Source organism: Clostridia bacterium, assembly GCA_026414765.1.
Lineage (GTDB): Bacteria > Bacillota > Clostridia > Acetivibrionales > DSM-27016 > SKW86.
In genome coordinates this window covers 1-12,925 of sequence record JAOAIJ010000009.1, presented here as the reverse complement: position 1 = coordinate 12,925, position 12,925 = coordinate 1, and the positions used below count along the sequence as shown (strand labels likewise).

Sequence of the window (12,925 nt, the reverse complement as noted above, 5' to 3'; positions counted from 1 at the left end):
AAATCATTATGTATTAGCAATTTTACGCAGTAGTACGGATAAGTACGTTGAAAGCGCATGAATATTTACTTTTACAAACAGAAGACTGTCAATAATAATGGTTTTGTTTTGGAGGGGTTATGAGAACAATCAGTACAGATCAAATAGTGAATATAGTTGAGAAGCTATGTATAGATGCAAACTACTACCTGAATCGGGATATTCTTACGGCTCTGGAAGATGGTTTGCACAAAGAAGAATCTGATATAGGGCGAAGTATCCTTGAACAGATTATTGAGAATGCAGGGATAGCTAAAGAGGAAAAGATGGCTATATGCCAGGATACAGGCATGGCTGTAGTTTTTTTAGATGTAGGACAGGAAGTATACATATCCGGTGGAAGTCTGACCGATGCGGTAAATGAAGGGGTCAGGAGGGGATATAAAAACGGGTACTTAAGAAAGTCTGTTGTCAAGGACCCTATTGAACGGGTAAACACTGGGGATAACACACCTGCCATAATACATTATAATATAGTGGAAGGGGATAAAGTAAAAATTACTGTTGCCCCAAAAGGCTTTGGAAGCGAAAATATGAGCGCTTTAAAAATGCTTAAACCTTCAGACGGAATAGAAGGTGTAAAAAAGTTTATTCTTAGTACAGTGGATAACGCAGGGCCTAATCCATGCCCGCCAATGGTGGTAGGAGTAGGAATCGGAGGGACGATGGAAAAGGTTGCTATGCTGGCAAAAAAAGCGCTATTGAGACCTATAGATGAAAGTAGTAACGTTGAGTACGTAAAAAATCTTGAGAAAGAAATGCTGGATAGTATTAATAAATTGGGGATAGGACCTTCAGGTCTGGGTGGCAGGATTACGGCACTGGCAGTAAATGTTGAGGTGTTCCCGACACATATAGCCGGCTTGCCTGTAGCGGTAAACATTAATTGTCATGCTACGCGACACGCTGAGGCAACAATCTGAGGTGTTTATACTAAGACTGTTCATACTAGTATTTGTAAGAGTGAAGGTGATTTGGCAAGCAGGGCAAATAAATACGCTTAAGAATTAACGGTAAGTGTTCTACCGGCTAAGCATTGCTATAAAGGTTTATTATATAAGTTTTGATTGACTGTAAACTGATTGGGGGATATAACATGATATGTAATGTAGAGGCACCTTTGTCTACAGAACAGATAAGATCACTAAAAGCTGGTGATATAGTAAAACTAAATGGTGTCATATATGCAGCGAGGGATGCTGCACACAAGAAAATGATAGGTCTTTTGCAGGAGGGAAAAGAGTTACCTTTTGATATCAAAGGACAAATCATATACTATGTAGGTCCATGCCCTGCAAGAGAAGGTGAAGTTATTGGATCTGCAGGTCCTACTACAAGCAGCAGAATGGATGCTTATGCGCCTGAACTTATAAAACTCGGACTTTCAGGTATGGTGGGGAAGGGATTAAGAAGCGGAGAAGTAATTTCTGCAATGAAGGAATATGGGGCTGTCTACTTTGGGGCTATAGGAGGTGCAGGAGCTCTTATAGCAAAATCTATAGTCAAGGAAGAAGTTATAGCTTTTCCGGAGCTTGGGCCTGAAGCTATCAGAAGGCTGACTGTAAAAGATTTTCCGGCTACAGTGATTATTGATTCCTATGGACAAAACATGTATGAATCCGGAAGAGAAAAGTATGCAATAATTTAAAGCATGTCTAAATTCGACTAAAAGCGACAAAAAACAGTTTTTTATTGAATAATTTATGTATACATGATAAAATGAACTAAATAAAAACAATATCAATGATGATATAACCAAAGGCGTTTGACTACAGGATTTTTCTGTATTCAGGCGTTTTTTTGTTTTAGGGAGAACTTCCGGGGAATAAAATCATTGAAATTTCATATGTGCGGTCTTGATGCTATGAAACACTGCACATATTCAGCAGTTTTCATGTTTAAGAGAATATTAAAACAGCAAAGGTGCTTTTGCCGGTTAGTAGGAGGAGATAATATGATTAAGTACAAAATACCTGTAATTCAATTGATTTTTGCAGCGTTTTCCGTAGTTTTCTTTTTATATCTGCCATTTTCTCATTCATGGCTGGGTATTGCTGTCTATACGGCAGTAATGCTGGGAGTTGCTCTATTTACATATAAAGCAGCCGAAGAGCCAATAGAAAAGTTGAATGATACTATTGTAAGACTGAAGACAGAGCTCAACAGGTTCAACTATGAGGTTCAGGTAGCTTCCAGCCAGGTCTCATCTGTATCAGAACAACTTAACATAACTTTGGATGAGAATAATGCATTTGCACAACAGCTATATGCTGAGGCTAAAGAGATGGCTGCTCTCAGCAGTGAGGCCAATGATAACATAAACAGTACTTTATCGGGAGTCAAAAGCATAATTGACATACTTGAGGACGCAAGCAGTACAATAAATGAAATGGAATATACAAGCAAGTCTTCTGACAGAGTAATAAAAAACAGCATGGAAGAGATACTTGAGATTGTAAGTATAATAAATGAGATACAGGAATCTTCTAATGGAACGATAGAATATATGGATAAACTGGATCAGACATCCAAGGAAATCATACATATTCTGGAGACAGTGAGCAATGTATCCAAGCAGACGCAGCTGCTGGCCCTGAATGCTGCTATAGAATCGGCACGGGCAGGTGAATACGGGAAGGGCTTTGCTGTTGTTGCAGATGAAATAGGAAAACTTGCAATTGATACAGGTGAAGCAGTTAAAGATGTCAATAAACTAATTAAGAGCATCCAGGAGGAGATAAACAGTGTATTTGATGTTGTAAGAACGAATTCCCTAAAGGTCGAGAAGGGTGTAATGGTTTCGAAAAATATTGAAGAAAACCTTGGGAGAATAGATACATCTTTCGGCAGGGTGCTCAATATGGTGAACAAAATCAACAGTCTTTCAAGTATGGAGGTATCGCTGACAAGAGATGTTGGGGCAAGTATTGAAAATGTAGAAAGAATAATGCACAAAACTGAAAAAAGTGTTGAAGAAGTAAAAGAGTCTGTACACCGGCAGAAGCATAGCATAGAGGATATAGCCGAAATGGGAGGCAGATTGAATCAGGCATCAAAAAATCTTACTGAGCTATTTGAAGAGGAAGATATGGATAACGCCAAGGTTGCCGATAAAAGCGCTATAGATAAGGCAGCTGATTCTTTTAAAGCAATAAGTAAGGAACTTCAGCAAAATGGTGCTTTTTTGTCCCTTGATAAACATCTTCACAAGGATTTTCTCGGTAAACTTGTTTTGAATAATGAATTTATTGAAGCTGCCTGGACAAATGACTTTAAAGGCAGATTCATATGCTCTATTCCTGAAGCGGGAATAGCAAATGCGGCTGTAAGGGAGTGGTTTAAGCAGAGCATAAGGGGTGAAGAATATATTTCCCGGGTATATATATCTGCAATAACCAAGAACCCGTGCATTACTATTTCTACACCGATAAGAAACTCAAATAACGATATAATCGGTGTTTTTGGGATAGATATAAAAATCTAGTTTTTTGCTGCCGCTAATTTCACGGTAAATAAGTGTGTATTTTTAGCAATATATAGTGTATAATATCTGTGAAGTGAAAAATGCATACACTTCGCTCTATATGGTATAAATGCTTTATAATAGCGTGATTATACTAGAATAATTCATCGGGAGGGAAAGAAATGCCAAAGGTTACGCCAGATATGATTATAGCTGATGTACTGAAGTTGGACAAAGGTACGATACCAATATTCTTAAATAGTGGAATGCACTGCCTGGGATGTCCTTCCGCATCAGGTGAAAGTATTGAAGACGCATGTGCTATTCACGGAATAGATGCTTCAAAGCTTGTAAAGGAACTGAATGATTACCTTGAAGGGAAGTAAGCAGACAGATAGTTGAAAATAAGGCACATGGGTGTTATTACAGCATCTTATGCCTTATTTTTTTTCTTAAGCAACCCGAACATTTTTTTAAAAAAGTACGGAAATATTCGGATATTTATTGTTTTTTTAGTTTGTAAATGGTAATATATTGTTGTATAAAATTCAATTAACAGTTATAATCATATATGTTGTTCAAATTTGGATAATGGTGGTATAAATCACCTTAAGACAGGGGGATGGTAGCATGGCTACAAGAGTAGTAATAGGTACCCAATGGGGGGATGAAGGGAAAGGGAAATATATCGATATGCTTGCCGGCAATTCCGATATAGTAGTCCGTTTTTCAGGAGGAAATAATGCCGGTCATACTATTGTTGCAGATGGAGTAAAATATGCGCTGCATTTAATCCCTTCAGGGATTCTCCACAAGGGTAAAACGTGCATAATCGGTAATGGTGTGGTTATCGACCCTGCCGTTCTTATAAAGGAAATGAAAGGTTTAAATGAAAAGGGTGTATCCACAGATAATTTGTTTATAAGCGACAGGGCACATGTTATAATGCCGTATCATAAGGAATTGGACGAGTTACAGGAGAATTTCAGGGGCAGTAATTCATTAGGTACGACCAAGAGGGGTATCGGTCCTGCATACGCAGATAAGACAGAGCGCTCAGGCATAAGAATGTGTGACTTGATTGATGAGGAATTGTTTGCAGAGAAAGTGAAAACTAACCTGCAAGTTAAGAATCTGATAATAGAAAAGGTCTATGGCGGAAAAGTGTTTGATGCAGATCAAATAATAGCAGAATACACCGAATACGCAAAAATACTGAAAAAGCATGTAACTGACGCAAATGCATTACTTTTCGATGCTATGGAATCCGGTAAAAATATTCTTTTTGAGGGAGCTCAAGCAACTTTCCTTGACCTGGATTTTGGAACGTATCCTTTTGTTACCTCTTCAAACCCTGTAGCGGGAGGCGTTTGTACCGGTGCAGGTATAGGGCCAGTTTACATTGATGAAGTGTATGGTGTGCTAAAAGCTTATACATCAAGAGTAGGAGCAGGACCATTCCCTACAGAGCAGGATAATGAAATCGGTAATACAATAAGAGAACTGGGATGGGAATATGGAACAACGACAGGAAGACCAAGGCGTTGTGGATGGCTTGATACTGTAATGATAAGGTATGCAGCAAAGGTTAACGGGCTTACAGGACTTGCAATAAACCATGTTGATACAATAGGAAAGCTTGATAAAATAAAGCTTTGTGTAGCATATAAAAAAGACGGGCAGGTAATTAACCATTTTCCTGCAAGCTTGAAGGAGCTTGCTAAGTGTGAGCCTATTTATGAGGAATTTGACAGTTGGAATACTGACATCTCAAACGCAAAGAGTTACAATGAACTTCCTGAAAATGCCAAAAAGTATCTTTCCAGAATAGAAGAACTTGTTGGCGTAAAAGTCAAGCTTATTGGTGTGGGAAAAGACAGAGAACAAACTATTGTAGTATGATTTTAAAATATTTTTAAAAAATAATTATAAAATGAGTTGACAAAAAGCATTTTATACTGTAACATATATTCTTGCGTGGCTCGGAACAGTGTTCCGGGCTCGTATTATGGGCCATTAGCTCAGTTGGCAGAGCACTTGACTTTTAATCAAGGTGTCCCGCGTTCGAGTCGCGGATGGCTCACCAAAAGTTTTTGGGAAACTGTAAAACTTTAGACAGTTAAGAATAAAGTAAAAATTTCTAAAAGTTTTTACTTGACATTTTAACTTAATGCCTTTAAAATATACTTTGTCAGTCGGCAAGATGATTGAGGCAGACAAAAAAGAATGGTGACTTTAGATGTGGCCCATTGGTCAAGTGGCCTAAGACACCGCCCTTTCACGGCGGTAACACGGGTTCGAATCCCGTATGGGTCACCAAAAAAACAGAGAACAGAAGGCAGAGGTCAGATAACAGAATAATGAGAATGCTTATTAGATTGTAAATCTGATTTCTAATTTCTGAAATCTCTATTAATGGCCCGGTAGTTCAGTTGGTTAGAATGCCAGCCTGTCACGCTGGAGGTCGAGGGTTCGAGCCCCTTCCGGGTCGCCAATTTATGGAGACAAGAAACTAGAGACTAGAAATAGGAAATGCTTTAATGCAAGACTTATATCTAGTATCTAGTATCTGAACTCTAAAAACAAAATACGCTGGTGTAGCTCAGCAGGTAGAGCAATTGACTTGTAATCAATAGGTCGGGGGTTCGATTCCGTCCACCAGCTCCATATGGGGAGGTTCCCGAGTGGCCAAAGGGGGCAGACTGTAAATCTGTTGTCAACGGACTTCGATGGTTCGAATCCATCCCTCCCCACCAACCAAAAAGCTAACGATATATCGTTAGCTTTTTATTTTTTATATATTATTTTTTTAAATATTACAAAATTCCATACTGCAACCATACCCATGATAACTGCTTTCGATATGGATGGGGTTATGTGCAGTATATCTGAGAATACAAGCATTAAGAGATTTGAAATGACTAAATTTATTAAAAATAAAATACTGTATAATGAAAGCTGTTTCATAAAGCCAGTCTTAGAACCAAATGACCAGAATCTGTTCAGAAGAAAACTGAACCAGAAACCTACAAGCATTGCAGCGGAATTTGAAATAAACTTCTGTATATTAAAGGTATCCAAAAGCAGGCGGAAAAACAGATATTCAACTGTAAAGGCAGATATACCGGAAATAATATATCTTATAAACTGTATGACCGCTTCTTTATTTAAAAAATCTCTAAAATATTCACTGGATCTAAACTTTTCAAGAATAAAATTCTTAAGCATACTACCTCCGCAAAAACACTAGATGTTGTGACATCAGTCGGTATTTACTGTTTATTATATTATAGTTGTTTTTTACTAACAAGGATTGGTTAAGAATATAGGAGAATAATGTATATATTTATTTTCTAAAATGATATATTAATCATTGTCATGGAAAAATAAAATGTTATAATAGTTAATGAATTATAAATGCAAGATTTGGTATTGGAGGTTGCAAAATGAAGTTTACAAAAATGCAAGGTCTGGGCAATGATTACATTTATGTAAATTGCTTTGAGCAGACTGTGGAAAATCCTTCAGAGGTAGCAAAATTTGTCAGCGACAGGCATTTTGGAATAGGTTCTGATGGGCTGGTACTGATTTTACCATCAAAAATTGCAGACTTTAGGATGAGAATGTTCAACTCTGATGGCTCTGAAGCTGAGATGTGCGGTAATGCAATAAGGTGTGTAGGTAAATTCGTCTACGATAATGGCTTGTCTAAAAAGAAAACTATAAACATCGAAACTCTGGCAGGTATAAAAATACTCGATCTGACGGTTGAGAATGAAAAAGTTGTACTTGTAAAGGTTGATATGGGAGAGCCCATATTAAAACCTAATGATATACCGGTAAAAAGTGAAAAGGATATGTTTGTTTCCGAGTCTGTAAGTATAAATGGGGAAGAGTACAAAGTCACATGTGTATCAATGGGTAATCCTCACGCTGTTACCTATGTAGAAGATGTTCTGAAATTTCCCTTGGAAGCTGTCGGGCCAAAAATGGAAACCCATGAATTATATCCAAGAAAAATAAATGCAGAATTTGTTCAGATAATAGATCAGGACAACTTGAAAATGAGAGTTTGGGAAAGAGGAGCAGGTGAAACCCTGGCTTGTGGGACTGGAGCGTGCGCAGTACTGGTTGCGTCCGTGCTTAATGGCATAAGTAATAGAAAGGCTACAGTTAAACTGCTCGGAGGAGATCTCGTTATTGAATGGAACGAAAAGGATAATCATGTCTACATGACTGGGCCGGCAGTAAAGGTATTTGATGGCGAAATAGAAATATGAAAAGAACCATACTTTCTTCAGTTTTATGAGTATAGTACTAAATAAAATTGTTTTGAAAGTATCATAATTATACAATAAGGCATCAATAATTATCTATGAAAGTTTTATATATTGAGAGGAGAGCAGCAATGGCACTTATTAATGAGAATTATTTAAAGCTTCCCGGAAGTTATCTCTTTGCAGAAATAGGAAGAAGGGTTACAAAATTCAAGAATGAAAACCCTGATGCTAATGTAATAAGATTGGGAATCGGTGATGTTACGAAGCCGCTACCGCAGGCAGTTATAGAAGCAATGCACAAGGCAGTGGATGAGATGGCTAATGAAGCTACATTTAGGGGATATGGACCTGAACAGGGCTATGATTTCTTGATTGAAAAGATTATTAAAAATGACTACGTTCCAAGAGGAATAAACTTGAGTGTAGACGAAGTCTTTGTGAGTGACGGAGCAAAAAGTGATTGTGGGAATATACAAGAGATATTTGGTCTGGATAATGTCATAGCAGTTACCGATCCAGTATATCCTGTCTACGTCGACAGTAATGTAATGGCAGGCAGGACTGGTGAACTCGGAGATGACGGTAAATGGAGCAGAATAACCTATATTCAATGTACAGCAGAGAATAATTTTGTTCCTGAACTTCCTAAAAGCAGACCGGATATGATATACCTATGTTTTCCTAACAATCCGACAGGGATGACTTTATCAAAGCAAGAGCTAAAAAAATGGGTTGATTATGCAAAAGAGAATAAATCCATAATTCTTTACGATTCTGCTTATGAAGCATATATACAAGAGAAGGATGTTCCGCATAGCATATATGAAATAGAAGGAGCAAAAGAAGTTGCGATAGAATTCAGGAGCTTTTCCAAGACTGCCGGATTTACAGGAACCAGATGTGCATATACAATTGTTCCTAAAGAGGTTGTCGCATTCACTTCCAAAGGAGAAGCAATACAGCTTAACAAGCTTTGGAACAGAAGACAGACGACAAAATTCAATGGTGTGCCTTATATTATACAAAAAGGTGCTGAAGCTGTTTACTCTGAAGAAGGACAAAAGCAAATTAAATCTATGGTTGAATATTATATGACTAATGCAGGGATAATCAGGGAAGGTATCGAGAGCTTGGGATTACAGGTTTTTGGAGGAGTAAACGCACCGTATATATGGCTTAAAACTCCAAACGGAATTGACTCATGGGCATTCTTTGATAAACTTTTAAATGAAGCCAATATTGTTGGTACACCTGGTGTAGGTTTTGGCCCTAGTGGACAGGGGTATTTCAGGCTTACTGCATTTGGCAATAGAGAAAATACTATAGAAGCTGTGAACAGATTTAAAACAAGATTGAAGCTTTAATAAAAGAATAAATTTAGAAAGAAAAAAACCTGAGATTCTCAGGTTTTTTTCTTTTGTATTAAATATGTAAGCAGCATACATACTAAGGAATATAATTAATAAAAATCAGACAGTATGGTGTATTATGAAGCTGCGCAGTTTTGTTTTGGTAAACTGTATAGTTCTTTTCATTATCCTCCTTATAGACGGAATATGGCTATTGAAAATTGAGGGCATCAATTCGATTCCAAAATCCCATAGCGACTCCAAAGGAAATGAATTTTTACTTAATAATACCCGGAAAGACAGGGGAAAGCCTGTTAATATTGTTATGATAGGGCTTGATGACGAAGAGGTGAGGTCTGACGTAATACTACTGCTAAACTACAGTCCTAAATCAGGCATTCTAAATATCTTATCAATTACAAGGGATACAAGGGTGAGGTTTAAAGGTAAAGATGTCAAATTCAATTCTCTTATAGGAATAAAAGGAGAAGATCTGGTAATTGAGAAGCTTGAAGAGCTGACAGGATTACCTATTCAATACTACGTTACATTAAATTTCAAAGGATTCAGAAATATTATCGATACTCTCGATGGTGTAGAGATTGATGTACCTTTTAACATGGATTATGATGATGCTGAACAGAATCTTCATATACACTTGAAAAAGGGGAAACAACTGCTTGACGGAAAGAAGGCGGAGCAATATGTAAGATACAGAAAAGGAAATAGAACCAGAGAAGGATATGCCTTTGGCGATCTTGGGAGAATAAAAGCACAACAGCAATTCATAAGAGCTATAGTCGAACAGAAACTGAAGATAAAATACCTTTCGAAGGCTGACGAAATCTTTTTTATACTAAAAAGCCATATGACTACAAATATAGAGATAGGTGATATTAACTTTTATTTGGATGATATTATGGAGAAAAAAGTTCAACGTATCGAAGCCTATTCACTTCCGGGGCATTCTTCCTATATCAAAAACATATGGTATTTTATCCATGATGAGAGAGAGACAAGAAAACTTATCAATGAAAAATTTTTAAAATAATCATTTTGTTACTTATATTTTGGATGCACAAAATTTTTTTCTACAGGAAAGTTCCATAAAATTTCCTATGACTCAATTTTAAGTATAATGATATAATGTTTTATGTCAATTAGAAAGGGGAGTCATATGGACCCGGTCACTCATGCTGTTTTAGGCCTATCATTGTCAAAATTCTCAGGTAACGGTATCGATTTATCAAATCCGGTAGTAGCAGGGATTGTTATAGGTTCAGTATTTCCGGACATAGATATTGTATTGCAAAAATGGGGGGATTATGTTTACCTGAAAAATCATAGAGGGATTACTCATTCTGTTTTAGGTACGCTCATTGCATCGGTAGTGATTGCATTTGCTTTGGGAGGCATATACGGTAGTGTAAACGTATTTGGTATATTTATTTGTACTTTTGCCGGGTGTATGTCACACACATTGATTGATATATTGAATTCATATGGTGCTAAATTAATGTGGCCCTTCAGTAATAAAAAATTTTCGCTTAGTCTCCTGATAATTTTCGACCCCGTTATGTTTGTATTGTTGTTGCTATATGTTTTTAGTAATGGAAGCTGGCAAAATACATCCATATTGATTATGAGCATTTATATGCTATTACGGATTCTAATGCGTCTTGCAGTTAGATTGGAGCTAATAAGCAAGTTTGGTGAAGAATGTGGGAAAATCAGCATACTCCCTTCTATGACAGGCCTGTTCAGGTGGCATTTTATTGTTGAAACCGAAGAATACAATTTGATAGGCGAAAAGAATCTATTAAATAAAAGAATAACTCTTATTCACAGATTAAAAAAAATACAGGATGTTAAGCTTGATAGAATTTTACTTTCTCCGATTGGCAAGTTCTTTTTGGAATTTACACCGCTATACCATATTGCGTGTGAAAAAGCGGGTGATGTCAGAAGATATATTTTCATAGATATGAGATATTGTATAAAGAGTAGGTTTCTTCATCATGGTATACTTGAGGTCGACGAGAGAGACAGGTTTGTAAAATCCAGCTTTAACCCATACTCTATGAATAGAGCAAACTCTATGCCACTGCAATAACATTATTAAGTAAAAATAAGCAGGCTTTACGCTTGCTTATTTTTATGCGTGTGCAAAATTGATTAACTTCGGAATAATTGCTATACTTATAGTCAGGAAATCTAAGGCTTGAGTATTTATTTCATAAACAAATAAAGAGGTTAGTATGTATAATTGGGTAGAGCTTATAGAGAAATGCACAAGTTGCAACAGGTGTTCTCTTGGCAAAACAAGGAATAATTCTGTTGTCGGACGCGGAAATCCCGAAGCAGCCCTGATGCTTATCGGTGAAGGACCCGGTGAACAGGAGGATTTACAAGGGCTTCCTTTTGTAGGGCCTGCAGGGAAACTTCTTGATTTACTGCTTGATGCATTGATGTTTAAGAAAGAGGATTATTATATTGCAAACATTGTAAAGTGCAGACCTCCGGGGAATAGGGTTCCCATGGATGAAGAGGCAGAGAAGTGCTTGCCTTACTTGAGAAATCAGGTGTTTCTTATAAAGCCTAAGATTATTGTCTGTCTTGGGTCAACTGCTGTAAAGCATATTGTTGATAAAGAGGCTAAAATAACTCAAGTAAGGGGGCAATGGATAGAAAAGAAAGGATTTTGGATTATGCCGACTTTTCATCCTGCTGCACTTCTTCGTGATGAATCAAAAAAAATACCAATGTGGGAAGACTTCAAAAAGATAAAACAAAGATTTGATAGTATAAATAACAGTATTAGCTGAGAATATATAAAAAGTAAACTTTAACGCTTGTGATCTGCTGGCAAACAGGACAGATCAAGCAATTTTTAGAAACAATATATCAAAGCAAGGTGAGAGTATGTCAAAAACAGATTTGCTTAAGTCCCTATATTCCGAGTATAGCAGTGAATTCGAAGGAAATGAAATAGTTCTGGGGGAAGGAAATGTCGATGCAAAGATACTTCTAATAGGTGAAGCTCCTGGAAAGGATGAAGTAAGGCTATCCAAACCGTTTGTAGGGGCAGCAGGTAAAAACCTGAATGAGTTTTTGGATATACTAAATGTAAAAAGAGAAGACATATATATAACAAATTCCATTAAGTACAGACTTTCGAAGCTGAATCCGGAGTCAGGCAGAGTGATTAACAGGCCGGCAACTAAAAATGAAATAAATATTAACCAAAGGTATCTGCTGGAAGAAATCAAAATAATAAAGCCACTATTCATAGTCACTCTAGGCAATGTTCCCTTAAAAGCAGTTACTGGAATTCCGGAAGTAAGTGTGGGTAAGGTACATGGTAGTATAATGAAAGTCGATATAGCAGGAAGTGGATTCGATTTGTACCCGCTGTATCATCCCGCAAGTATCATATATAATAGAAGTTTAAAAGAAGTATACATTAATGATATTCTGAAACTCAAAAGCATACTGTTGGACGAAATTTTGTAAAGGTTTTGTGTTTTTCCATAAATAAGTAAAAAAATATTATTGACATTTTGCTAAACCCGGTGCTATAATATAAAAGCTGTCGCCGACGGGACGCAGTAATCGATGATTACGCAGCCGGAAGCAAGCCGGGGAAATCAAAAGATGAACACGGCAGGCTGGGAAAAAGAAACAACAAAAAAGTTGTTGACAAAACAGAGACAGCGTGATAATATATAAAAGCTGCTTCGCGAGAGCGAAACGGTGGCAGGGTTGTAAGAAGCAGGTATCACAAAGCTTTGAAC

Annotated in this window: 12 protein-coding genes and 5 tRNA genes; 16 read left to right on the top strand and 1 reads right to left on the bottom strand. The window is 37.1% G+C overall.

Going from position 1 to position 12,925, the window contains the following annotated elements:
• The first annotated feature begins 119 nt into the window (after positions 1 to 119).
• The 10 genes from N3I35_01165 (at position 120) to N3I35_01120 (ending at position 6,258) form a co-directional block, all read left to right on the top strand.
• Positions 120 to 962, top strand: coding sequence for a fumarate hydratase (locus N3I35_01165; protein ID MCX8128690.1), 843 nt, complete (start codon positions 120 to 122; stop codon positions 960 to 962).
• Positions 963 to 1,135: 173 nt separating this feature from the next.
• On the top strand, positions 1,136 to 1,687 hold the full coding sequence (locus N3I35_01160; GenBank protein ID MCX8128689.1) for a Fe-S-containing hydro-lyase: 552 nt from the start codon (positions 1,136 to 1,138) through the stop codon (positions 1,685 to 1,687).
• Positions 1,688 to 1,993: 306 nt separating this feature from the next.
• Positions 1,994 to 3,523, top strand: coding sequence for a methyl-accepting chemotaxis protein (locus N3I35_01155; protein ID MCX8128688.1), 1,530 nt, complete (start codon positions 1,994 to 1,996; stop codon positions 3,521 to 3,523).
• Positions 3,524 to 3,684: 161 nt separating this feature from the next.
• Positions 3,685 to 3,888 carry a DUF1858 domain-containing protein gene (locus N3I35_01150; protein MCX8128687.1) on the top strand — a complete coding sequence of 68 codons (204 nt, stop codon included), beginning with the start codon at positions 3,685 to 3,687 and terminating at the stop codon, positions 3,886 to 3,888.
• 244 nt (positions 3,889 to 4,132) lie between these two features.
• A complete protein-coding gene (locus tag N3I35_01145) occupies positions 4,133 to 5,404 on the top strand; it encodes an adenylosuccinate synthase (GenBank protein MCX8128686.1) in 1,272 nt (423 codons plus the stop codon).
• A gap of 108 nt (positions 5,405 to 5,512) precedes the next feature.
• Positions 5,513 to 5,588: transfer RNA gene (locus N3I35_01140), tRNA-Lys, on the top strand.
• Between the two features lie 157 nt (positions 5,589 to 5,745).
• Positions 5,746 to 5,821 (top strand) — tRNA-Glu (locus N3I35_01135).
• Positions 5,822 to 5,919: 98 nt separating this feature from the next.
• A tRNA-Asp gene (locus N3I35_01130) sits at positions 5,920 to 5,996 on the top strand.
• 97 nt (positions 5,997 to 6,093) lie between these two features.
• Positions 6,094 to 6,169, top strand: a tRNA-Thr gene (locus N3I35_01125).
• A 3-nt stretch (positions 6,170 to 6,172) separates the two neighbouring features.
• Positions 6,173 to 6,258, top strand: a tRNA-Tyr gene (locus N3I35_01120).
• A 31-nt stretch (positions 6,259 to 6,289) separates the two neighbouring features.
• On the opposite strand, the gene N3I35_01115 is transcribed toward N3I35_01120, so the two are convergent.
• Entirely contained in the window at positions 6,290 to 6,730 is a 441-nt protein-coding gene (locus tag N3I35_01115) for a GtrA family protein (protein ID MCX8128685.1), read from the bottom strand.
• A gap of 218 nt (positions 6,731 to 6,948) precedes the next feature.
• Between N3I35_01115 and dapF the strand changes: the two genes are divergently transcribed.
• The 6 genes from dapF (at position 6,949) to N3I35_01085 (ending at position 12,644) form a co-directional block, all read left to right on the top strand.
• Entirely contained in the window at positions 6,949 to 7,782 is an 834-nt protein-coding gene (gene dapF, locus N3I35_01110; protein ID MCX8128684.1) for a diaminopimelate epimerase, read from the top strand.
• Between the two features lie 128 nt (positions 7,783 to 7,910).
• The gene (locus N3I35_01105; protein MCX8128683.1) at positions 7,911 to 9,146 is read left to right on the top strand and encodes an LL-diaminopimelate aminotransferase; all 1,236 of its coding nucleotides are present in this window, start codon (positions 7,911 to 7,913) and stop codon (positions 9,144 to 9,146) included.
• A 124-nt stretch (positions 9,147 to 9,270) separates the two neighbouring features.
• A complete protein-coding gene (locus tag N3I35_01100) occupies positions 9,271 to 10,182 on the top strand; it encodes an LCP family protein (protein MCX8128682.1) in 912 nt (303 codons plus the stop codon).
• A gap of 126 nt (positions 10,183 to 10,308) precedes the next feature.
• Positions 10,309 to 11,244: a metal-dependent hydrolase gene (locus tag N3I35_01095; protein ID MCX8128681.1), complete on the top strand. Its 936-nt coding sequence runs from the start codon at positions 10,309 to 10,311 to the stop codon at positions 11,242 to 11,244.
• A gap of 145 nt (positions 11,245 to 11,389) precedes the next feature.
• Positions 11,390 to 11,956: a uracil-DNA glycosylase gene (locus N3I35_01090; protein MCX8128680.1), complete on the top strand. Its 567-nt coding sequence runs from the start codon at positions 11,390 to 11,392 to the stop codon at positions 11,954 to 11,956.
• A 97-nt stretch (positions 11,957 to 12,053) separates the two neighbouring features.
• Positions 12,054 to 12,644: a uracil-DNA glycosylase gene (locus N3I35_01085; GenBank protein MCX8128679.1), complete on the top strand. Its 591-nt coding sequence runs from the start codon at positions 12,054 to 12,056 to the stop codon at positions 12,642 to 12,644.
• The last annotated feature ends 281 nt before the right edge of the window (positions 12,645 to 12,925 follow it).